This is a genomic window from Bacillus cereus group sp. MYBK108-1, from assembly GCF_051917185.1.
Lineage (GTDB): Bacteria > Bacillota > Bacilli > Bacillales > Bacillaceae_G > Bacillus_A > Bacillus_A cereus.
Window position 1 is genome coordinate 1 of record NZ_JBQAHZ010000043.1, and the last position, 21,142, is coordinate 21,142.

Genomic DNA, 21,142 nt, shown 5'->3' on the forward strand with positions numbered 1-21,142 from the left:
AACAACCGGAGTTTTTTTATTTCATCATTAATTTCGGAATATATCTTTGAAGAATGCTTTCTAATTCATTCATATCTTCCTGTCTAATAAGTAAATTCACATTGTCATTCATTTTTTCTCGCCCGCGATATAAAAATATATTTTCTTTTGGATTTTCCCATGTTGATGTTTTATAGCCTTTCAATTCTTCATATGAATAAAAGTTTAATCCATCTATTACACCTTTTTCATATATTTGTACACTTTTAATAAGATGTATAGCTATTAAAGTCATAAAACAACTTGCTACAGCATGAATACCTAGCTGAATAAAAAACTGTTCAACTGTATCAATATCGCCACTTACGTACTGGGCATATATATACATACATTGTCCAATGAAATATGCTGGTCCAAGTAATGCAATCCAACGTCTTTTCACCCGAGGATACATTGCAATAAGTTTTCCTGCGCTTTTTTTCATTTCATTTATTTTATATATTTTCCATAGAACAAAGAACAAAACGCATAATGTAAAAACAAGCATAATACATGACATCCAGTACATTCTTATTCCTCCCTTATATCAATACATTTAAATTTTACATTCCGTATACCTATAGTACATATGCAATTATGCATAAAAAATGCAGGTAACCTCTTCCGGCTACCTGCATTTCATTACATCTTCTCAATCCACTCCGTCAAGTTATGCACAACTTGCGTTGGTTGTACTTCGTATTCTGTTAACTTCTCCACAGTTGTGACTCCAGTGTGGACAAGAAGCGTATGCATACCAGCATTTATTCCTGCTAAAATGTCTGTATCGTAGTTATCCCCAACCATTAATGCTTCATTCTTTTCTATGCCAAGCACTTTCAAAGCTTGTTCCATAATGATTGATTCTGGTTTCCCGATAAAGATTGGATCCACACCTGTTGATACTGCTACAACCGATGTTAATGAACCGTTACCTGGTAATAACCCGCGCTCAGTTGGGATGGCAATGTCCCCATTTGTGGAAATAAACGTTGCGCCATTACGCACAGCAAGACACGCTTTTGCTAATTTTTCATATGTGATGTCACGATCTAAACCCACAACAACGAAATCAGGATTTTCATCCACAAGTTCAAATCCTTTTTCCACAAGTGCATCGTGTAAGCCTTCTTCACCAATCATATATACAGTTGCGTCTTGTTTACGTTCATAAATGAAGTTCGCAGTCGCCATACTCGTTGTGAATACTTGCTCCGCTTTCGCTGGAATATCGAAACGAACAAGCTTTTCTGCCACTTGTTCTGGTTTGCGAGTTGAGTTATTCGTAACGAATAAATATGGAATGCCGCGCTCTCCTAATGCTTTTACGAAGTCGCTTGCTTCTTCAATTTGTTCTTCTCCACGATACATCGTACCGTCTAAGTCAATTAAGTAACCTTTATACATCGATTATGTCTCTCCTTCTATGCTAACGTTCTCACCTTATCATACCACTCTTATATTACCCGCTTTTCCAAAAGAAAAAAACGCTTTACCTTAAAGCGCCCCATAACGTTCATTTTTTCTCTTTTATTTGGTAAGAACAACTACAATCTCCCTCGCACATATTTGCTAGCGTTTTCACTTCTGCGTTCGTAAATAAACGCTTATACATCTCTTTTTCATCTTCACACACTTGCGGGAATCTCTCGGCAATTTCCTTTAACGGACAGTTTTGTTTTTCAATTACGAAAGATTTCTCTCCATCTCTCTTTATTTGAACCATATAACCATTTTTCTCTTGCATAGCTGCTATCTCTTGCACTTTATATGCTAAATTCTTTTGATTACTCACTCTCTTTTGTAACTGTTCTTCCATTCGCTTCGTTCTCTCTTTTAAAACGTAACGAAGTATTTTTTCATCGCCCATTCGAGCTAAATCTTCTAGCATATCAATCGCAAATTGCTTATACTCTTTCGGGAATGTATCTTCTCCCTTTTCGCTTAATCCATACAAATAAGTTGGTCTTCCGACATGTTGCCTTACCATCTTAGAATAAATGAGTCCGTCTTTCTCAAGATTACTTAAATGTCTTCGAATCGCCATTTCTGTAATCTCTAAAACGTCAGCTAGTTCCGCTACCGTGTGCTCTCCCTTTACTTTCAACAATTGTACAATCTCGTCTTTCGTAGTACGTGCTTCCCCCATACTTCACCCTTCTCCCTTTTCTTTCTCACATACAATATAAGATCCCCAAAAGGCATTCTCTGGGGATCTTATAAGCATAATTATTCTGGTACAAATGCAGATACAGGTCCTAATTCCTTTTCTAAATAACTGCGAATATTTGCTGGGTATTTCTCTACCACTGCAATATGTTTTTGAATCGTCTTATATAATTCATCATGATTCATTTGAATATAATCTTGCGTAAGCATTTTTCGAAGAAGGATAATTTCTTTCATCCCTTGTCCATCTTCTTCACTTATCACTCGCTCGTCCATTAAAATATCAATAATATCTTCATAGCTTCCTGGATCGCGCATAATAAATCCATCAATCATCGCATTTCCTACATCTAATACACAATCAATAATAAGATGGGCTATGCGCTCTAATGCGTAAAATTCAAACTCGGTTTCATATATCTTTTTCTCTTGAAATGTACTTGTTGCTCGTTCTAAACATACTAGCATTTGTTCTATTTTCTTTCTGTCTACAAAATACATGAATGTCACCTACCTGGAAATTAAAGCATTTACATTTTAATTGTAACGCTTTCTTCTGAAAAAATCGACAATTTTTCGAATTCACCTTTTCTCCGTTATTTGTTATAGTTATATTTGTATGATTTTTGAAATTGGAGGAATGGAATCTTGGAACGTGAACTCGCACTAGAAATTGTCCGTGTAACAGAAGCAGCAGCCTTAGCATCCGCACAGTGGATGGGCCGCGGAAAGAAAAATGAAGCAGATGATGCAGCAACTACAGCAATGCGTGATATGTTCGATTCAGTAAACATGGCAGGTACAGTTGTAATTGGTGAAGGAGAACTTGATGAAGCACCGATGTTGTATATTGGTGAAGAACTAGGAACAGGTAACGGTCCAGAAGTAGACATCGCCGTTGATCCATTAGAAGGTACAAACATCGTTGCAAAAGGTCTTGCAAATGCAATGGCAGTTATTGCAATCGCAGACAAAGGGAACCTTCTTCATGCTCCTGATATGTACATGGAAAAAATCGCGGTTGGTCCAAAAGCAGCTGGTAAAATTAGCTTAGATGATCCAATTGAAAAAACAATTGAAATTGTAGCAGAAGCTAACAATAAAAAGATTCGCGATCTAACAGTTATCGTTCAAGAACGTGAACGTCATCAAGATATTATTGACCGTGTTCGTGCAAAAGGTGCACGCGTAAAATTATTTGGTGACGGTGATGTTGGTGCGTCAATCGCAACAGCACTACCTGGAACGGGTATCGACTTATTCGTAGGTATTGGCGGAGCTCCAGAAGGTGTTATTTCTGCAGCAGCATTAAAGTGCCTTGAAGGTGAAATGCAAGCTCGCTTAGTTCCAATGAACGAAGAAGAAGAAGCTCGTTGTCGTGAAATGGGATTAGAAGATCCTCGTCAACTTCTTATGTTAGATGACTTAGTATCTGGGGATGATGCAATCTTCTCAGCAACTGGTGTATCTGCTGGTGAGTTATTAGACGGTGTTAAATTCCTTGGCGGAGATTTAGCTGAAACATACTCTATCGTAATGCGTTACAAAACAAGAACAGTACGATTCATTAAAACACATCACCATTTAGATCATAAACCACACTTAAACTTAGATATTTAATAAAGGAGCCATGTGTATGGAAGAACGTTTCTTTCTGTACGACGATACTGTCGCTACAAAAACTCGTTTCGTTAGCTTTATGGGAGAAAATGAGCGTCACGATTTAGCGCTATTATACTCCGATCGTCATTACGGTAAAACAATTGTCCTTGATATGCAACGCAATAAATTTGCAATCATCGGTGCTGACGATTTAAACGAACCAGGCTACTTAGAGCATGCATTTTCTATGACTGAAGAAATTGCAGAAGAACTACGCTCATTTTTATTTGAACTTATATAATTTATCGTATGCACCAGCTATTTTAGCTGGTGTTTTTTCATCACGAGTATTTAGAATTTTCGATCTTTTGTGTTATAATTAAGAATAAATCTATTTGGATAGAAAGGACGTTATCTACGTATGCCAACAACTACTTTGTAATGGACCAGCAATTGGATAGCATTACTCTCAAAAAAGCACCGTGCTTTTTCAAGGGAGTAGTCTGCCCATTCCCATTACAAAGGAGCGTATTGCATCTGTAGTATGATGTTTACGGAGGTTCCTCTTTGGGGACCTCCTTTTATTCTTGTCTTTTTCTCATGCCTTCATACTACAAGACATCCAAATAGCTGTATTACGTTCCTTTACCACTACTATAAGAGGTGAAGGAAAATGCAGAAAGTACAACTTTCTTGGAGTTTATATGAAAACGAGCAAAACACAATCGAAAAATATTGTAAAAATTGCAGACGTACTACCCTATTTACCGACACAAATATTCGTAGGCATAACGCCAACGGAAAAAACATATACCGCTTTGCCATTTATAAATGTCCGAAAGACCATACGTGGAATCAAAAACTTCGTATTTATAAAGCATTTACTGATCACGTTGAAACAGTCGATATGACGCAGCAGGATCAGCCAGAAACAACTACTACCATTTCCATTACGCAACATCAAGAAAGCGGCATAACCGAAATCACGATCGTATTAGATATTGTTTTCGGTTCCCACCGCATCGATAAAGCCTTATCCACATATATTTCCGACTGGAGCCGTACACGCATTGTGGATAAAATTAAAAATGGGGATATTCAATTAAACGGACAACAAATGAAGCCAAATACAATACTTTCTGAAGGCGATCATATCTCGATTTGTTTGTAAGTAAAAATATGCAAAAAATCCTCTTACAATTGTAAGAGGATTTTTTTATTTCTTCACTTTTCGTAATACAAAATGTGCGCAACCGAAGTTACAGTACTCGTATAAATACTCCGTTAACGTACTAATTTTCGTATCATATGTCGCACGTTGGTTACTATCATCAAAGAATCCGCGCAATCTAAGTTGCTCATATCCCCAGTCCCCAACGATGTAATCATATTTATTTAAAATTTCTGCATAGCGCTCTTTAAATGCTTCTTCACTAAAACCGTCACGAAAGTTTTTAATTACTTCGTACTGAACATTATTAATGCTCACCGTAGCATGAATCTCTTGCTTTTGCTCCATCATTAACTTCCTCTCTAAGCATTCTTCTTTTTATCGTATCACAAAGCATAACAACCAACAATTTCAAATACAAAAAATTGCAAATTAGTACATGCTATGGAGAAGGAGGTGATACATCGTGAAAAAACAAATTTTACTTTCCCTTCTCACTCTTTCCTTATTTGCAGGCTGCCAATCAGCGAACAAAGCTGAAATGGAACGTGAAGAAGGAAGCCGTGTTCTTGTTTCCAATAAAAACGACATGTATCATACGGAAAATACAAATACAAGACTCACAAGAGTCGGTTATTCTTCTAAACAAAAGCATGAAGTATCTAACAAACAAGTAGGGGCCATTAATCGCGAGAAGGTCGCTGAAATGATTACAAGCATGACAGTCAAACTTCCTGACGTTACAAACGCTGCTACACTCGTTACTGATGATGAAGTGTTCGTTGTATACCGTGCAAACACAACGGATCCAAAACTCGTAGCGGATCAAGTATATAGAGCTGCTTTGTCCATCGTTCCTCGCTATTATAAAGCATATGTATCAACAGACCAAAAGTTGATTTCTCAAATTCAAGGGCTTCAATCTGGCGCATTAAATGATACAGAATATACACAAAGCCTCGATATGTTAAAACGAGAAATGAGTAAAAATCCTCATTTGAACAATACGGGAGATCAGACTTTGAATGATATGATTAAAAAGTAAAACAGGTGGAGAAAATCTCCACCTGTTTTACTTTTTATTTTTTATTACGATCCGCATAAACCTCCATCGCATCACACATAAACTGCGCTAATCCCTCACCAAACTTATCGATATTTTTCGTAAAGCGCTCATCAGCGACGTACATTTGACCGAGTCCTTTAAAAGCATCTAACGAATATTCACCGAAGTTTTGCAAGTAATCGTACCATACTTTAATAGCTGCCTGCGCCTCTTTAGAATCTGGTGCATCGTGTCTAAGCGTTGCTAAATTTCTATAAATAGCATTAAACTCCTCTTGGTTCTCTTTTGACATACCTTTTGCATATTCGTTCGCTTTATCTACAGCTGCGTCTCCCCATTTTTCACGTGCTTCTTCTTCATATGGGTTATGGCTGAAATCGAATCCTTCAAATTTCTCTTTATTCGTCATTTCAATCTCTCCTTTTGTATGCTGAATTGTTTTATCAATCGTCGCAATCACCTTATCTAATCTGGCACGCTTTTCAAGAAGCATCTTCTTATGAAGCTGTAGTGCCTCTTCGCGATCAAATGATGGACTCATGATAATCTCTTTAATTTTCTTCAAAGGGAAGCCAAGCTCTTTAAAAAACAAAATTTGCTGCAATGTCTCTAAATTTTCATTGGAATACAGACGATATCCAGACTCTGTCGTCTCGTCTGGGGTTAACAACCCAATTTCATCGTAATGATGCAGTGTGCGCACACTAATTCCAACTAAATCAGCTACTTCTTTTACTCTCATTGTCATTTGTATCTCCCCCTTAGTACATACGATAAAGTATGACGCAACGTTAGAGTCAATAAGTAAATTCATTTTCTTTCTAAAAGTTTCATCTCTCCCCTATTTCATGCATAATAGATATGTACATATATTAGAAAGCGGTGAAAGTATGGTTTCAAATACTGTAATTGCCAGCATCATTTTTCAACTCATTGTCTCGATTCTGGTCCCAATTATCGTACTCGTTTATTTCCGTAAAAAATATAATATGAATTGGAAAGTGGTCGGCGTTGGTGTTCTTATCTTTATCGGATTCACCCAAATTCTTGAAACACCATTCCACCTATTTATGCGCGGTAATCCAACAATCGCTCCATTTTTAGAAAATCCATTTGTCTTCGCAATTTATGGCGGATTGACTGCTGGTATTTTTGAAGAATTAGGACGCTTCGTTGCCTTCTTCTTCTTACTAAAAAAATATCTAGAATATAAAGATGGCTTCGCTTATGGAATTGGTCACGGCGGAATTGAATCTATTTTAATTGGCGGTTTTTCTGCATTACAAGCATTAATCTTTGCTAATTCTATTAACGATGGTAGCTTCGCTCGACTGATTGAACAAAAACCCGAGCTTAGCATTTTACAGGATATGTTAATTCAGCAACCCGCCTACTTATACTTCCTTGGTAGCTTAGAAAGAATTATGGCACTCGTGCTTCAAATCGCCTTTACAATGCTTGTTTTATACGCAGTCAAACAGAAGAAATATATCTTCCTAGTATACGCTATACTATTCCACGCATTTGTAGACTTTTTCGCGGCACTTTACCAAACAAAAACAATCAATATCTTTGTTGCCGAAGGAATTACCCTTCTCTTCACAATTGGGGCTGTCGTTCTTATTCGCAAGATGAAAGCGAAATTAATGAGTGTGCCGGAGTAAAAAATAACCCACCGATTGGTGGGTTATTTTTTATGGATTGTCGCAATGGTGATAGCTTTTTCCTTCTTGCAGCTCCCTCTTTGTTTCTGCATCTATAACGATGTACTTATGAAACTCTTCTACTTCATTTTGAGAAAAGGAAGCGAAAAAATAAACTTGGCGATCAGGATGAACAAAAAAATCTTGAAGCATCACACTACTCCGACAACCCATGGTTGTTTTTTGTAGGAAAGAAAATTCCTCATCAGCCACTTCTTTAAATAAGATTTTTTTCCGAACACTATATGCTGCATTATTGTATTCTTTATAGATTTTCTTATCTAACTGTTTATAAAAAACATCCTCACTCACAAATGACTTATTTCGATTGCTTGGATAATTTAGTTTTTGATTCGACTCTGCATAAGTTGTGGACAAGTGTATAAAAAAACAAAGACTAAATACAATACATATCATTTTATTCATGATTGCACCTCAAATGTTCATTATCCACATTACTTTTCCACATATTTAAATCAATATGCTGTTTCCAATAAAAAGGAATTATTTCTACATTTGTCGAAGTATATAGCGTCAACTTGAAAGATGGGGATGAATTATGAAGAAAATTATTGTAATACGACATTGTTCAGCAATTGGGCAAAAACGTGATGATGAATTAACGACCGATGGAAAAGACCAAGCAAACACCCTTGCTACATTCCTCTTAGAAAATCATCTACAAATCGATCATATTATTTCAAGCCCATTTGTCCGAGCTATCGATTCCATTCGGCCCTATGCGCTCCAAGCTAACTTATCTATCCAAGAAGATGAACGATTAACTGAACGCATATTGAGCAATATTCCAATGGATGATTGGATGCAAAAACTAGAATCTACTTTTACAAATATAGATATTGCCTTTTCAGGCGGAGAGTCAACAAAACAAGCAACAGACCGGGCCCTATCGCTTATTCAAGACGTTTTACAATTAAACCATACGACAACACTACTTGTTACACATGGCAATTTACTTACGCTCATTTTAAAGCATTTTGATCATACGATTGGCTTTAATGAATGGAGAACTTTAACGAATCCTGATATTTACGAAATTACAATCGACGAACAATGTATCATAAAACGCTTATGGGAAGCATCGTCCAAGTAATATCCCTTTCCAAAACATTCAGTTGACGCCACGAGAAGAGACTGTTCTAACAATAGAAAGGGGTATCATTTCATATGTACGAAGACGTACTTGCTTTACTACATAAAACAAATGTTTCTTATGAAAAATTCGAACACGAACCAGTACTCGATTATGAGACCGATCGGATCGTACGCGAGAGACTTGGCTTACAAGGCACTCCAAGTAAAAGCTTATTTTTAAAATCAAAGTCTGGAGATTATTACGTATTTTTTACGTTAGAGGGCACAAGGCTCAACCGGGGAGAGATGAAAGAACTATCAGGAGAACGCTTATCTCTCTGTTCTCCTGATGAACTGCGAGACAAAACTGGTTGTACGCCGGGATGTGTGGCTCCTTTCGGATATTCACACGATGTAACAATTATTGTGGATAACGCTATTTATACGTACGATAAAATTTTAATTACACCTGGTGTTCCTGAATTTACAATTGAATTATCCACAGAAGAATTAAAAAAGATTTTATTAACATGTCCAAATACCGTTTTAGAGTACAAACAAAAAGAGAGCTAATCATTAGCTCTCTTTTTTTCATTATTTAGCTTCTGCTGTTTTTTCTTTTGCAGAACGTACTTGCTCGTCCGCATGGTAAGAAGAACGCACAAGTGGGCCAGCTTCACAGTGGCTAAATCCTTTGCTAAGTGCAATTTCTTTAAGCTCTGCAAATTCTGCTGGTGGGTAATATTTAAGAACTGGTAAATGCTTCTTAGATGGTTGTAGGTATTGCCCAAGAGTTAAAATATCCACATTGTTTGCACGTAAGTCATCCATTGCTTCAATTAAATCTTCTCTCGTTTCACCTAAGCCCACCATAATGCTCGATTTAGTTGGAATATCAGGCTGCATTTCTTTCGCTCGACGTAAAAACTCTAATGAACGTTCGTATTTTGCTCTAGCGCGAACTCGGTCAGATAATCGACGTACTGTTTCAATGTTATGGTTTAAAATATCTGGTTTTGCATCCATTAACATTTTTAAGTTTTCTTCTACTCCACCCATATCAGATGGTAATACTTCGATAGACGTGAATGGGTTTTTACGACGTACTGCGCGTACTGTTTCAGCAAAAACAGCTGCTCCCCCGTCCTTTAAATCATCACGTGCAACCGCTGTTATAACAACGTGCTTTAAGCCCATTTGTACTACTGAATCTGCTACGCGTTCTGGTTCTTGTAAATCAAGCTCAGTTGGTAAGCCTGTTTTAACCGCACAAAAACGACAAGCACGTGTACAAACCGCACCTAAAATCATAAATGTTGCTGTTTTTCTTACAGCCCAGCATTCATGAATATTCGGACATTTTGCCTCTTCACAAACGGTATGAAGATTCTTAGAACGCATCATTTTCTTTAAGCCTGTATAGTTTTCATTCGTGTTTAACTTAATTTTCAACCATTCGGGCTTGCGCTTATATTCTGTTTGTTTTGTCATGGTTATCAACTCCGCACAATATGAAATAGTTTACCGTGTTCGCTTCTTTCAATGTAACATATCTATTCTAACGTATGAAAGCGATTTGCTCAAATGAAGATTCTAAGATTTTTTCCAATCGTTCCCTATAATGAAATACTCCGTATATCCCACACTAAAAAGAGTGATGTTGTGAAAGGAGTCTATTTCATGCTTCGAAAAATTTCTCTTTTGCTTTCTATTTGTTTTCTTCTCCACCAAAACATCGCTTACGGTGAAGATAATCAGCAAAGCATATACGAAAAGCGCATGGCACTATATAAAGAAACCGAGCAGTCTTCAGGCATTCCATGGTATTACTTAGCTGCAATGGATCAATATGAAAGAAATATACGGAGCGTAAGAAAAGATATTCCGAAAAAACCAGATGCCATCATTTCCCTTTATTTCAAACCAGAAATATGGGCTGGACCTATTAATAGTAACGATACTCTCCCCCATACAATTTCTCTATTTGGCGGAATAGGTTTAGATGGTGACAAAGATGGATTTGCAAATGCAAATAGCGACCGTGATCTTCTGCATACCGCAGCGACTATTTTAAGGAAACAAGGAACGTCAGAAGACCGTATTAAAATTATGCTCTGGGAATATTATAGACGTGCAAAAACAGTTGATTTAATTAGCGAATATGCCCAAATTTATAAACATTATGGCCGTATTAATTTAGAGGGAAATGCTTTTCCTCTTCCGATCCGTAGTGACCATAGCTACCGTAGTACTTTCGGCGCTGGAAGAAGTTTTGGCGGCAGAAGGATTCATGAAGGAACAGATATTTTCGCCGGATATGGCGTGCCAGTAAGATCGACTTGCTATGGCATTATTGAAACGAAAGGTTGGAACCGCCTTGGTGGATGGCGCATTGGTATTCGCGACCTTCATAACAATTACCATTATTACGCTCATTTAGGCGGGTTCTCAAAAGAAATACAGCTTGGACAAATTGTTGAGCCAGGGAAAGTAATCGGATTTGTTGGTAGCACTGGTTATGGACCTCCTGGTACAGCCGGAAAATTTCCGCCCCACTTACATTTTGGCATGTATAAAGACAATGGCTATACAGAATGGGCCTTCGATCCATACATGCATTTAAGCCTTTGGGAACGCAAAGAACGAGCAAATACAAAACGATAACCGTAGCTGCATTGCTACGGTTATTTTTTATCCATTAAAAGCCTGGCTGATCCGGATTTCACTTTATTTACAACTAACTATCTGTTTTCTTTTTATCAGGTACAGCAACACTTCCGCTTCCATAATACGTAGGCACTTCCCCTTGAACGATACGCGTCGCAATCGGAACATTTTGTTTCACCGTTATCTCTTTCGTATGAAATGGAATAATTACTTGCAATGTTACTTCCATTTCCATAACAATTTGAATCGCTGTAGTATTAATCCCATGCGGCTCAATTTTTTGTTTAATATCTGTATTCACATGCCCAATTGGCGTGAAATGAATCGGAATATCTGGTCCTATATTACCAAGAAGCGCATTATCAGTTACACGCCCAAAAGGAACTGCCATAGTCGCCCCGTTTTTTTCAGAAATACCTAGCTCCTTCAACTTCCCTTGTTCTACTTGCTGCAAATATTTTTCTATGTACGTGGTCGTTGACGTTACGATTTCATTTACTTGCTTTGTATTTAAATTAATTGTGGATACTTTTCCGTTTTTATCATTCTGTACTTTCATTAATGAATCTACATCGAATCCTTCATTAATTCGATCCTTTACTGCCTTCGTCATAATTGCCGTCGCCATTTTATGCGTCTCTACTTCCCCATATTTAATTAAGGTCGGCTGAATATTATTATTCACAATCCACAACCCTTGCGTAAGTAATATAACAAAAAGAATAAACGACATAAGCAGTATATACCGAAAGGCAATAGGTCCCCTTCGAAACCGCGAGTTTTTCGAACGAAATATACTCATAAAAAAACCTCCTTCTTATATCATTTCTATGCAAGAAGGAGGGACGATATATGCTTATCTCATTTTTAATAATGCTTCTTTTCCAATCGTTCCTGCTGGAATGCCTAATGCTTCAGCTCCAGTCGTTACCGATTCTAGCGGCGCTTCAAGAAGTTGTTCAATCGTTCTTACACCAACCGCACGGCCAGCAATAATTCCTCGATCACCTAACTTCTCATTTAAAAGACCTACATCTAATGCACCACACATAATATATCCTTTATCGCTCATTACAGCTAGCAAATTTGTCTTTGGAAGTTTCACGCTAACCGCAATAAACGTATAATTATCAATTATAATTGGCTCCACATTAACCATAGTTCACACTCCTCTCTTTCTTATCTGTATGACAAGAGAAAAATGAGTGTTACAAGTTAACTAGCCTATAGTTTAACGGAAGATTTATAAGTTATTAACATATCTGTTAACACATCTCTAAGTAGTTCTGGCATATAATATTGTTTGTCAGAAAGTGTGGATAGCTCTGGGTATAAGTAGCCAAATGTAAACATATCAATTGTTCCTACTGTATATATACGATCTAATTCCAGAGATTCCCCGTTAATTAATACATCTTCGAGTAAAATTTTATTCCCAGGAATCGTATCTGGAATTACTTCTACACCCGCGTAAATCATTTTCCCCATCACTTTCCCACGAAATCCGAATCCTTTCACCTCAAGATTCTCCATATTCGGCTTACGTGCTTTCAAAATAACTTCTCTTAATATCTTTCCTGGAACTTTCAAAGCACACGGATTAATTGGATGTGGACAAATTCTGTGAATATCTCCGCGCGTTACGACACCCTCTTCTAACCCTTCAAGAAGTACACCAGCATTCACCATGCCAATTTCTGCACCGCACCATGTTTTCAGCGCACTTGCTAACATATGAGAAAACGGCGTCTCATGAAACCAATCAACCTGTAATGACTCTTTTAAATGAACGACAGGCTCTGCCATTATATGCTTACTTTCTTCCTGCAGTATTTCAATTGTGGATAACGGCTCGCTATAAGCACCTAACCGTTCCGTCTTAATCGCTCTACCGTCCTTTTTCAACAGCTTCTTCGTCTCTTTATCCACAGTAAGCTGCACGTGCCCAACGTAACGTCCCCACTTTTCACAGCAACAAAGTAAAGTATTATTCATTAGAACACCACGCTCAAATAAATGATGCGTATGTGCCCCTAAAATAACATCTATATCATAATGCTCTGCCATATACTCATCCATACTTTTTCCAAGGTGAGAAAGGACAACTGTAATATGTGCCTCATCTCTCACTTCTTCTAAAATAGACTCTAAATGGATAAGCGGATCTTCAATATGCCAATCGAGCATTTGATAAAACTCTGGATACGCAACAGTTAACCCGATAAAAGCAATCGTAATCCCATCTGTCGTTGTATGTAATTTATAAGGCTTTGCCCATGATGGACGTACACCTTCTTTTTCAAATAAATTTGCGACAAGTACTTCAAATCCAGCATCATCATAGAGCCGATTTAAATGCTCTTTCGCTAACGTAATGCCTTCATTATTTCCGATCGTTACATAATCATATAACGCCTCATTTAAAAGCTTCGTATTCCCAAGCCCATTTGTCGCTTCCGAAATACTATGAAAACGATCCACATGATCGCCGATATCAATTGTCAAAACAGTCTCTCCCGCTTCCTGTCTTCGCTTTTTCTCCCCTAGAACAAACCGAGAAATTTGCGGCCAATTTTCAAAATGACTATGTATATCGTTTGTATGATAAAGGTGGATGATTGTTTCTTTATTTGTATTCAGAGAAAAAACCTCCTCTCAGTTCCTTACTGCCATTTACGCTATGCGCACACAATAATCCTGTAAATACTTTTCGTCTTTTCTTGCTATTTTACATTGTACTCGCATTGTGAGAAAAAGCAAAAGATTGTCCTTTTTATATGAGAAACTTTTGCTAATGCAGGAAATAATTCCAGATAGTGGAGGGAGGGGTGGATTTGTCAAAAAGTTTAATAGAGAATTCAGTGGGTGGTTGTTCAAGTGGATTTGTCAGTATCTTTGTCTTAAACCTAGTCGTTCTCTGTTCTTATAAAATATTTGGGGTATGTGAGGATTTTCTTTTGTCTTATCTTGTCGACAAATCGATATTCCTTGTCGAAACGTTGATATATTGAAATAATCGTTGATATATTCCCGTTTATGATCGATATATTTGAAAAATCGTTGATATATTTAGCTGAACACCCACCCGGGTATCCTCTCCCAAGCCAAGACAAATCCGCAAAACAAAAAAGCGCCCTGCACAGCAGGACGCTTTCTTCATACATATATTATCCAGTTCCAGCGGCTAGAATGTTCGGTGGCTTCACTTCTTCCTATGAGGCAAAAAGCGCCTCTACGTCAGAAGCTCCATCCCCCTCACATTCTGAACGAGCCGCTTCCACTTTAAATATGTCCAGCTTCGCCTCCTAGACCCTCATGTCTAAGAACCTTCCGCACGAGAAGATAAAAAGCATCTTCTGTGCGAAAGAACCTTAGCCAACGGGTCTGAACAGTCGGCTCCGCATTTCTATTTAACCGATAGAACCTTCCATCTCAAACTTGATTAGGCGGTTCATTTCAACTGCATATTCCATTGGAAGTTCGCGAGTGAATGGCTCGATGAAGCCCATTACAATCATTTCTGTAGCTTCTTGCTCAGAAATACCGCGGCTCATTAGGTAGAATAATTGTTCTTCTGATACTTTCGATACTTTCGCTTCGTGCTCAAGTGAAACGTAATCGTTTTTGATTTCGTTGTAAGGAATTGTATCAGATGTAGATTGGTTATCCATGATTAACGTGTCACACTCGATGTTAGAGCGAGAGTTTTTCGCTTTTGGTCCGAAGTGTACGATACCACGGTAAGTTACTTTACCACCATGCTTCGCAATCGATTTAGAAACGATTGTTGAAGACGTGTTTGGTGCTAAGTGAATCATTTTCGCACCAGCATCTTGGTGTTGGCCTTTACCAGCAATCGCGATAGATAATGTTAAACCACGAGCGCCTTCGCCTTTTAAGATAACTGCTGGGTATTTCATCGTTAATTTAGATCCGATGTTACCGTCAATCCATTCCATCGTTGCGTTTTCTTCACAAACCGCACGTTTTGTAACTAGGTTGTATACGTTGTTCGCCCAGTTTTGGATTGTTGTATAACGGCAATATGCATCTTTCTTAATGATGATTTCTACTACCGCACTGTGAAGTGAGTTAGTCGTGTAAACAGGTGCTGTACAACCTTCTACGTAGTGTACGTGTGCGCCTTCGTCTACGATGATAAGCGTACGCTCGAATTGTCCCATATTTTCAGAGTTAATACGGAAATACGCTTGAAGTGGTGTATCAACTTTAACACCTTTTGGAACGTAGATGAATGATCCACCAGACCAAACTGCAGAGTTTAATGCAGAGAATTTGTTGTCTGTTGGTGGGATTACTTTTCCGAAATGCTCACGGAAAATATCTTCGTTCTCTTTTAATGCGCTATCTGTATCTTTGAAGACGATTCCTAGAGCTTCTAGGTCTTCTTTCATGTTGTGGTATACAACTTCAGATTCGTACTGTGCAGATACACCAGCTAAATATTTTTGCTCAGCTTCTGGAATACCTAATTTATCAAATGTTGCTTTAATTTCATCAGGTACTTCATCCCAAGACTTCTCAGATTTCTCAGATGGTTTTACGTAGTACGTAATTTCATCGAAATCTAAGTCGTTTAAGTCGCCGCCCCATTGTGGCATTGGCATTTCGTAGAACTTATCCAGTGATTTTAAACGGAAGTCTAACATCCACTGTGGTTCTTCTTTCATACGTGAAATTTCTTCAACGATCTCTTTTGTTAAACCGCGTCCAGCACGGAAAATCGAAACGTCTTTGTCTTTGAAACCATATTTATAATCGCCGATATCTGGCAGTTGCTTCGCCATGTTGGTGTGTCCCTCCTTAGATAACCTCGTTTTTAGGAACCTTTAACATTACTTATCTTCGTTTAAGCCCTTTTCTAACGCTTTCCACGCTAATGTTGCACATTTAATACGTGCAGGGAACTTGCATACGCCTTGTAATGCTTCAATATCTCCTAAATCGATGCTGTCATCGTACTCTTTTCCTAGCATCATGTCAGAGAAAATTTTCGAAAGCTGAAGTGCTTCTTCAATTTTCTTACCTTTTACTGCTTGTGTCATCATTGAAGCTGAAGACATTGAGATTGAACATCCTTCACCTTCAAACTTCGCCTCTTGCACAATACCTTCTTCTACTTTCATCGTAAGTTGAATACGATCGCCGCAAGTTGGATTGTTCAAGTTAACGGTAACACTATCTTCTAACACGCCATGGTTACGAGGATTTTTGTAATGATCCATAATAACTTGACGATATAACGTATCTAAATTATTAAATGACATTTGTGAAATACTCCTTTGTCTTGATTAGCGATTCAACAAATGTATCAATTTCTTCTTTTGTATTATATAAATAGAAGCTCGCACGTGCTGTTGAAGAAGCTTTTAGCCACTTCATAAGCGGTTGTGCACAGTGATGTCCTGCGCGAACTGCAATGCCTTCTACATCTAATACAGTCGCTACATCGTGAGGATGTACGTCTTCAATATTAAATGTAACAAGACCAGCGCGATGCTTTGGACCATAAATTGTAACGCCATCTACTTCTGATAGTCTTTCTAAAGCGTATTGCGCTAATTCATGCTCATGCTTTTCAATATTATCAAGACCGATTTCTTCTAGGAAATCAATTGCTGCACCAAGTCCGATTGCATTACCGATAATCGGTGTACCTGCTTCAAACTTCCACGGAAGCTCTTTCCACGTAGATTCTTGTAAATCTACGAAATCAATCATTTCACCGCCAAATTCAATTGGCTCCATATTGTTCAGCAATTCTTTTTTACCATATAATACGCCGATACCTGTAGGTCCGCACATCTTATGAGCAGATAATGCGTAGAAATCACAGTTTAAATCTTGTACATCTACTTTCATGTGAGGTGTACTTTGTGCACCATCAACGACCATAATTGCGCCATTTTCGTGTGCGATTGCTCCGATTTCTTTTACAGGGTTAATCGTTCCAAGTACGTTTGATACTTGCATAATAGAAACGATTTTTGTATTCGGTGTAACTGTTTGACGAACATCTTCTAAAGAAATTGTACCGTCTGGTTGAAGCGGAAGATATTTTAAAGTTGCACCAGTTTTCTTCGCAACTTGTTGCCACGGAATGATATTACTATGGTGCTCCATGTAAGAAATAACGATTTCATCGCCCTCTTTTACATTTTCAAGACCATAGCTAGCTGCTACTGTATTTAATGCAGTTGTCGTTCCGCGTGTGAAAATAATCTCTTCCATTGATTTCGCGTTAATAAACTTGCGAACTTTCTCACGTGCACCTTCATACGCGTCGGTAGCTTTCGTACCGAGCGTATGAACACCGCGATGCACGTTAGAATTATATTCTTTATAGTAACGTTCTAACGTTTCAATGACTTGAATTGGTTTTTGAGAAGTTGCTGCACTATCGAAATAAACAAGTTGTTTGCCGTTCACTTTTTGATCAAGAATTGGAAACTGTTTGCGTATTTCATGAATATTCATTAGCGAACTTTCCTTTCAATTACCTCAACAAGCTGTGCCTTTACTCCTTCAATTGGAAGCTCATTAACTACAGGTGCTAAGAATCCATGGATGACTAAACGTTCTGCTTCGCGTTTTGGAATACCACGGCTCATCAAGTAGTATAGTTGGACTGGATCTACGCGACCTACTGAAGCTGCGTGACCTGCCATTACATCATCTTCATCGATTAAAAGAATTGGGTTTGCATCACCGCGAGCTTTTTCATCTAACATAAGAACGCGAGAAGATTGTTGTGCATTTGATTTAGATGCACCGTGTTCAATCTTACCAATTCCGTTAAAGATAGATGTTGCACTATCTTTTTGGACACCGTGTTTTAAAATCCAACCTTCAGAGTGTTTACCGAAGTGAACAACTTTAGTTGTAAAGTTTTGTGTTTGGTTACCACGGCCAATTGTTACTGTTTTCGTATCAGCATATGAACCGTCGCCCATTAAGTTCGTAACATTCTCTGAAATTGTGTTTCCGTCATTCATAAGGCCTAGAGCCCAATCAATACGGCCGTCGCGTCCTACAACGCCGCGGCGGTTAACGTAAGTTGTTACGTCTTTTGCTAATAGATCAACCGCACCGAATTTCACTTGTGCGCCTTGTTCCACGATTACTTCTGCTACGATATTTGCAATACCTTTAGCATTTTCATTTGCAACGTAGTTTTCTACATAAGTTGCAGTACTGTTCGCATCAGCTACGAATAATACGTGGTTATATACGTTAGCTTCTTCGCCGTCTACTAAGAATACAGCTTGAAGTGGAGTTTCAAGAACAACGTTTTTCGGAACATATACGAATGCACCGCCGTTGATTAATGCAGCATGAAGTGCAGTTAGACGATGCTCGTCTACTTTCACGCCGTCTTTCATTAAGTACTTTTGTACTAGTTCAGCGTGCTCAGTTGCTGCTGTTACGATGTCTGTAAAAATAACACCTTTTTCTTTTGCTTCGTCTGCTAAAGAAACGAATGCAGTTGTACCAGTACGTTGCACTAATACGCTGTTATTTTCATCGATTAAGTTTTTCACTGCCTCTGGAAGTTCAGTTAAAGAACTTACAGGCTCTTGCTTAGCAGCGTCGCCTTTTCCGATAAAGTCCCATTTGTCAATTTTCGTTTTATCAGGCGTTGGCATTGGAAGTTCAGTTGCTTGTGCAAGAGCTTGTAAGCGGAACTCAGTCAACCAAGCTGCTTCGTTTACTTCGCTTGCGCGTTGACGGATTGTTTCTTGATCGAAAGGTAATGTACCGATTGTCATGTTTATGCTCCTCTCTTACGCTTCTTGCTCTGTTGTTTCGTCTTCAATACCTAATTCTTTTTTAATCCAGTCGTAACCTTCAGCTTCTAGACGTTGTGCAAGCTCAGGGCCACCAGATTTAACGATACGACCGTTCATCATAACGTGAACGAAGTCTGGAGTGATGTAGTTTAATAAACGTTGGTAATGCGTAATCATTAGGCAACCGAACTCTTCGCCGCGCATTTCGTTAATACCTTTAGATACAACTTTTAATGCATCGATATCAAGACCTGAGTCGATTTCATCTAAGATTGCGATTTTTGGCTCAATCATCATTAATTGAAGAATTTCGTTACGTTTTTTCTCTCCACCAGAGAAACCTTCGTTTAAGTAACGTTGTGCCATTTCTGGATCCATTTCTAGGAATTCCATGTTTTTATCTAATGTACGGATAAATTTCATAAGAGAAATTTCATCGCCTTCTTCACGACGTGCGTTAATTGCAGAACGTAAGAAGTCAGCGTTTGTTACTCCGCTAATTTCACTTGGATATTGCATTGCTAGGAATAGACCCGCTTGTGCGCGCTCGTCTACTTCCATTTCTAATACATCTTCACCGTCGATGATGATGCTACCTTCTGTTACTTCATACTTTGGGTGACCCATAATTGCAGAAGATAAAGTTGATTTACCTGTTCCGTTAGGTCCCATAATTGCGTGGATTTCTCCACCTTTTACTTCAAGGTTTACACCCTTTAAAATTTCTTTGCCATCAATTGATACGTGTAAGTCTTTAACCGTTAATGTAGAACCAGCCATCTCAATACCTCCATTAATCCTATATATACATTTTAAAAATTCCTAAAACGTTCATATTCTCATTTTATTCTCATTCTAATTTTATATCAAATAAAATGATATCGCAAACGACGAAAAAAAGTAACCGTTTTTTCACAAATGTATATAAGTATTTCCTTCACATCTTTCTATGATACACCTTTCTTCTTATTTATATAAAGAAAAAAGGACTGGTAATTTTCCAGCCCTTTCCTTATATTTATTCACTTACCGGAAGTACAGCACCTTTATATTCTTTATTAATAAAATCTTGAATTTCTTTTGAATGTAGCACTTCTACTAGCTCTTTAATTTCTTTTTTCTTCTCATCACCTTTACGAACTGCAATGATGTTTGCATACGGAGAGTCTGATCCTTCAATCGCAATTGCATCCTTTGTTGGATTTAATTTTGCATCAATTGCATAGTTTGAATTAATAAATAAAGCATCTCCCTCATTATTTTCATACAATTTCGGTGAAAGTCCAGGTTCAACATCTGTTTTAAATTTTAAGTTTTTCGGGTTTTCTACAACATCTTTTACTGTTGCTTTAACAACATCTACTCCGTCTTTTAATTTAATAACGCCACCTTTTTGTAACAATGCTAACATACGGCCTCGCTCCGCTACGTTATTACTCATAATCACTGTTCCGCCATCTGGTAGGTCTTTTAAGCTTTTATATTTCTTAGAATAAATGCCCATAGGTTCTAAATGGATTTTTCCTGCGTTTACAATTTTATATCCCTTTTCTTGAATTTCTTTATCTAAGTAAGGAATGTGCTGGAAGTAGTTCGCATCAATTTCTTTATCCACTAAAGCCTTATTCGGCAACACATAATCTTGGAATTTTTTAATTTCTAATTTAATACCCTTTTTCTCTAAAATCGGCTGTGCCTTTTCTAAAATAACAGCGTGTGGCACGTTAGAAGCTCCCACAACAAGCTTATTCTCCTCTTTTCCTCCGCAAGCAGCTAATGTAAATACAGACAACGCTGTAACAACTGACAGTAGAACCTTTTTCATATGATTTCCCCTTCT

At 37.9% G+C, this 21,142-nt stretch carries 25 protein-coding genes; 8 read left to right on the forward strand and 17 right to left on the reverse strand.

Going from position 1 to position 21,142, the window contains the following annotated elements:
• Positions 1-16: 16 nt before the first annotated feature.
• From ACTFSL_RS29920 to ACTFSL_RS29935, 4 genes are all read right to left on the reverse strand, one after another.
• On the reverse strand, positions 17-547 hold the full coding sequence (locus ACTFSL_RS29920) for a hypothetical protein (RefSeq protein ID WP_000289910.1): 531 nt from the start codon (positions 545-547) through the stop codon (positions 17-19).
• A 113-nt stretch (positions 548-660) separates the two neighbouring features.
• On the reverse strand, positions 661-1,425 hold the full coding sequence (locus ACTFSL_RS29925) for a TIGR01457 family HAD-type hydrolase (RefSeq protein ID WP_000276467.1): 765 nt from the start codon (positions 1,423-1,425) through the stop codon (positions 661-663).
• A gap of 109 nt (positions 1,426-1,534) precedes the next feature.
• Positions 1,535-2,167 (reverse strand): helix-turn-helix transcriptional regulator, encoded by a 633-nt coding sequence (locus ACTFSL_RS29930; RefSeq protein ID WP_000503345.1) that lies wholly within the window; start codon positions 2,165-2,167, stop codon positions 1,535-1,537.
• Between the two features lie 80 nt (positions 2,168-2,247).
• Positions 2,248-2,688 carry a DUF86 domain-containing protein gene (locus ACTFSL_RS29935; RefSeq protein WP_000274006.1) on the reverse strand — a complete coding sequence of 147 codons (441 nt, stop codon included), beginning with the start codon at positions 2,686-2,688 and terminating at the stop codon, positions 2,248-2,250.
• Positions 2,689-2,835: 147 nt separating this feature from the next.
• Between ACTFSL_RS29935 and glpX the strand changes: the two genes are divergently transcribed.
• From glpX to ACTFSL_RS29950, 3 genes are all read left to right on the forward strand, one after another.
• On the forward strand, positions 2,836-3,807 hold the full coding sequence (glpX, locus tag ACTFSL_RS29940) for a class II fructose-bisphosphatase (protein ID WP_000439090.1): 972 nt from the start codon (positions 2,836-2,838) through the stop codon (positions 3,805-3,807).
• Between the two features lie 16 nt (positions 3,808-3,823).
• Positions 3,824-4,090, forward strand: a complete 267-nt coding sequence (locus tag ACTFSL_RS29945; protein ID WP_000392606.1) for a DUF3055 domain-containing protein — start codon at positions 3,824-3,826, stop codon at positions 4,088-4,090.
• A gap of 372 nt (positions 4,091-4,462) precedes the next feature.
• On the forward strand, positions 4,463-4,960 hold the full coding sequence (locus ACTFSL_RS29950) for a hypothetical protein (RefSeq protein ID WP_001174567.1): 498 nt from the start codon (positions 4,463-4,465) through the stop codon (positions 4,958-4,960).
• A 45-nt stretch (positions 4,961-5,005) separates the two neighbouring features.
• Here the strand turns inward: ACTFSL_RS29950 and ACTFSL_RS29955 are convergent, their stop codons facing one another.
• On the reverse strand, positions 5,006-5,308 hold the full coding sequence (locus ACTFSL_RS29955) for a YutD family protein (protein ID WP_000435943.1): 303 nt from the start codon (positions 5,306-5,308) through the stop codon (positions 5,006-5,008).
• A gap of 118 nt (positions 5,309-5,426) precedes the next feature.
• Here ACTFSL_RS29955 and ACTFSL_RS29960 point away from each other — a divergent pair, with 118 nt between their 5' ends.
• On the forward strand, positions 5,427-6,005 hold the full coding sequence (locus ACTFSL_RS29960) for a YhcN/YlaJ family sporulation lipoprotein (RefSeq protein ID WP_000744132.1): 579 nt from the start codon (positions 5,427-5,429) through the stop codon (positions 6,003-6,005).
• 34 nt (positions 6,006-6,039) lie between these two features.
• Here the strand turns inward: ACTFSL_RS29960 and ACTFSL_RS29965 are convergent, their stop codons facing one another.
• The gene (locus ACTFSL_RS29965) at positions 6,040-6,774 is read right to left on the reverse strand and encodes a MerR family transcriptional regulator (protein ID WP_000178775.1); all 735 of its coding nucleotides are present in this window, start codon (positions 6,772-6,774) and stop codon (positions 6,040-6,042) included.
• 100 nt (positions 6,775-6,874) lie between these two features.
• Between ACTFSL_RS29965 and ACTFSL_RS29970 the strand changes: the two genes are divergently transcribed.
• Positions 6,875-7,690 carry a YhfC family intramembrane metalloprotease gene (locus tag ACTFSL_RS29970; RefSeq protein WP_002164635.1) on the forward strand — a complete coding sequence of 272 codons (816 nt, stop codon included), beginning with the start codon at positions 6,875-6,877 and terminating at the stop codon, positions 7,688-7,690.
• 30 nt (positions 7,691-7,720) lie between these two features.
• Here the strand turns inward: ACTFSL_RS29970 and ACTFSL_RS29975 are convergent, their stop codons facing one another.
• Positions 7,721-8,155, reverse strand: a complete 435-nt coding sequence (locus ACTFSL_RS29975; protein WP_001038433.1) for a hypothetical protein — start codon at positions 8,153-8,155, stop codon at positions 7,721-7,723.
• A 133-nt stretch (positions 8,156-8,288) separates the two neighbouring features.
• Between ACTFSL_RS29975 and ACTFSL_RS29980 the strand changes: the two genes are divergently transcribed.
• The gene (locus ACTFSL_RS29980) at positions 8,289-8,843 is read left to right on the forward strand and encodes a histidine phosphatase family protein (RefSeq protein ID WP_000721022.1); all 555 of its coding nucleotides are present in this window, start codon (positions 8,289-8,291) and stop codon (positions 8,841-8,843) included.
• A 74-nt stretch (positions 8,844-8,917) separates the two neighbouring features.
• On the forward strand, positions 8,918-9,397 hold the full coding sequence (locus tag ACTFSL_RS29985; RefSeq protein WP_000272746.1) for a YbaK/EbsC family protein: 480 nt from the start codon (positions 8,918-8,920) through the stop codon (positions 9,395-9,397).
• A 21-nt stretch (positions 9,398-9,418) separates the two neighbouring features.
• On the opposite strand, the gene lipA is transcribed toward ACTFSL_RS29985, so the two are convergent.
• The gene (lipA, locus tag ACTFSL_RS29990) at positions 9,419-10,315 is read right to left on the reverse strand and encodes a lipoyl synthase (protein WP_000166372.1); all 897 of its coding nucleotides are present in this window, start codon (positions 10,313-10,315) and stop codon (positions 9,419-9,421) included.
• Between the two features lie 189 nt (positions 10,316-10,504).
• Here lipA and ACTFSL_RS29995 point away from each other — a divergent pair, with 189 nt between their 5' ends.
• Positions 10,505-11,488 (forward strand): M23 family metallopeptidase, encoded by a 984-nt coding sequence (locus ACTFSL_RS29995; protein ID WP_000944665.1) that lies wholly within the window; start codon positions 10,505-10,507, stop codon positions 11,486-11,488.
• 73 nt (positions 11,489-11,561) lie between these two features.
• On the opposite strand, the gene yunB is transcribed toward ACTFSL_RS29995, so the two are convergent.
• The 9 genes from yunB to metQ all read right to left on the reverse strand — a co-directional run bounded on the left by yunB (position 11,562) and on the right by metQ (position 21,127).
• A complete protein-coding gene (yunB, locus tag ACTFSL_RS30000; RefSeq protein WP_000021803.1) occupies positions 11,562-12,293 on the reverse strand; it encodes a sporulation protein YunB in 732 nt (243 codons plus the stop codon).
• Between the two features lie 54 nt (positions 12,294-12,347).
• Positions 12,348-12,650, reverse strand: coding sequence for a YunC family protein (locus ACTFSL_RS30005; RefSeq protein WP_000248466.1), 303 nt, complete (start codon positions 12,648-12,650; stop codon positions 12,348-12,350).
• Between the two features lie 65 nt (positions 12,651-12,715).
• On the reverse strand, positions 12,716-14,131 hold the full coding sequence (locus ACTFSL_RS30010) for a bifunctional metallophosphatase/5'-nucleotidase (protein ID WP_217364359.1): 1,416 nt from the start codon (positions 14,129-14,131) through the stop codon (positions 12,716-12,718).
• 770 nt (positions 14,132-14,901) lie between these two features.
• A complete protein-coding gene (gene sufB / locus ACTFSL_RS30015) occupies positions 14,902-16,299 on the reverse strand; it encodes a Fe-S cluster assembly protein SufB (protein ID WP_001118827.1) in 1,398 nt (465 codons plus the stop codon).
• Between the two features lie 48 nt (positions 16,300-16,347).
• On the reverse strand, positions 16,348-16,779 hold the full coding sequence (gene sufU, locus ACTFSL_RS30020) for a Fe-S cluster assembly sulfur transfer protein SufU (protein WP_000009523.1): 432 nt from the start codon (positions 16,777-16,779) through the stop codon (positions 16,348-16,350).
• Complete coding sequence (gene sufS / locus ACTFSL_RS30025) at positions 16,769-17,989, reverse strand: cysteine desulfurase SufS (protein WP_001020767.1); 1,221 nt, start codon at positions 17,987-17,989, stop codon at positions 16,769-16,771. Before sufS ends, sufU begins: the two co-directional genes overlap by 11 nt.
• Positions 17,989-19,281, reverse strand: a complete 1,293-nt coding sequence (gene sufD / locus ACTFSL_RS30030; RefSeq protein ID WP_000152167.1) for a Fe-S cluster assembly protein SufD — start codon at positions 19,279-19,281, stop codon at positions 17,989-17,991. The genes sufS and sufD overlap by 1 nt, the downstream gene beginning before the upstream one ends.
• A gap of 15 nt (positions 19,282-19,296) precedes the next feature.
• Positions 19,297-20,082, reverse strand: a complete 786-nt coding sequence (sufC, locus tag ACTFSL_RS30035; protein ID WP_000929160.1) for a Fe-S cluster assembly ATPase SufC — start codon at positions 20,080-20,082, stop codon at positions 19,297-19,299.
• A 238-nt stretch (positions 20,083-20,320) separates the two neighbouring features.
• Entirely contained in the window at positions 20,321-21,127 is an 807-nt protein-coding gene (gene metQ, locus ACTFSL_RS30040; protein ID WP_322356536.1) for a methionine ABC transporter substrate-binding lipoprotein MetQ, read from the reverse strand.
• Between the last annotated feature and the right edge of the window lie 15 nt (positions 21,128-21,142).

Bases quoted from the DNA above. Each gene is read 5' to 3' on its own strand.
- ACTFSL_RS29945 (WP_000392606.1), top strand. From the start codon at position 3,824: ATGGAAGAACGTTTCTTTCTGTACGACGATACTGTCGCTACAAAAACT.
- metQ (WP_322356536.1), bottom strand. From the start codon at position 21,127: ATGAAAAAGGTTCTACTGTCAGTTGTTACAGCGTTGTCTGTATTTACA.
- ACTFSL_RS30005 (WP_000248466.1), bottom strand. From the start codon at position 12,650: ATGGTTAATGTGGAGCCAATTATAATTGATAATTATACGTTTATTGCG.
- ACTFSL_RS29955 (WP_000435943.1), bottom strand. From the start codon at position 5,308: ATGGAGCAAAAGCAAGAGATTCATGCTACGGTGAGCATTAATAATGTT.
- sufS (WP_001020767.1), bottom strand. From the start codon at position 17,989: ATGAATATTCATGAAATACGCAAACAGTTTCCAATTCTTGATCAAAAA.
- ACTFSL_RS29965 (WP_000178775.1), bottom strand. From the start codon at position 6,774: ATGACAATGAGAGTAAAAGAAGTAGCTGATTTAGTTGGAATTAGTGTG.
- ACTFSL_RS29985 (WP_000272746.1), top strand. From the start codon at position 8,918: ATGTACGAAGACGTACTTGCTTTACTACATAAAACAAATGTTTCTTAT.
- ACTFSL_RS29925 (WP_000276467.1), bottom strand. From the start codon at position 1,425: ATGTATAAAGGTTACTTAATTGACTTAGACGGTACGATGTATCGTGGA.
- lipA (WP_000166372.1), bottom strand. From the start codon at position 10,315: ATGACAAAACAAACAGAATATAAGCGCAAGCCCGAATGGTTGAAAATT.
- sufD (WP_000152167.1), bottom strand. From the start codon at position 19,281: ATGACAATCGGTACATTACCTTTCGATCAAGAAACAATCCGTCAACGC.
- ACTFSL_RS29930 (WP_000503345.1), bottom strand. From the start codon at position 2,167: ATGGGGGAAGCACGTACTACGAAAGACGAGATTGTACAATTGTTGAAA.
- ACTFSL_RS29970 (WP_002164635.1), top strand. From the start codon at position 6,875: ATGCATAATAGATATGTACATATATTAGAAAGCGGTGAAAGTATGGTT.
- yunB (WP_000021803.1), bottom strand. From the start codon at position 12,293: ATGAGTATATTTCGTTCGAAAAACTCGCGGTTTCGAAGGGGACCTATT.
- ACTFSL_RS29920 (WP_000289910.1), bottom strand. From the start codon at position 547: ATGTACTGGATGTCATGTATTATGCTTGTTTTTACATTATGCGTTTTG.
- sufC (WP_000929160.1), bottom strand. From the start codon at position 20,082: ATGGCTGGTTCTACATTAACGGTTAAAGACTTACACGTATCAATTGAT.
- sufB (WP_001118827.1), bottom strand. From the start codon at position 16,299: ATGGCGAAGCAACTGCCAGATATCGGCGATTATAAATATGGTTTCAAA.
- sufU (WP_000009523.1), bottom strand. From the start codon at position 16,779: ATGTCATTTAATAATTTAGATACGTTATATCGTCAAGTTATTATGGAT.
- ACTFSL_RS29935 (WP_000274006.1), bottom strand. From the start codon at position 2,688: ATGTATTTTGTAGACAGAAAGAAAATAGAACAAATGCTAGTATGTTTA.
- ACTFSL_RS29975 (WP_001038433.1), bottom strand. From the start codon at position 8,155: ATGAATAAAATGATATGTATTGTATTTAGTCTTTGTTTTTTTATACAC.
- ACTFSL_RS29995 (WP_000944665.1), top strand. From the start codon at position 10,505: ATGCTTCGAAAAATTTCTCTTTTGCTTTCTATTTGTTTTCTTCTCCAC.
- ACTFSL_RS29980 (WP_000721022.1), top strand. From the start codon at position 8,289: ATGAAGAAAATTATTGTAATACGACATTGTTCAGCAATTGGGCAAAAA.
- ACTFSL_RS29950 (WP_001174567.1), top strand. From the start codon at position 4,463: ATGCAGAAAGTACAACTTTCTTGGAGTTTATATGAAAACGAGCAAAAC.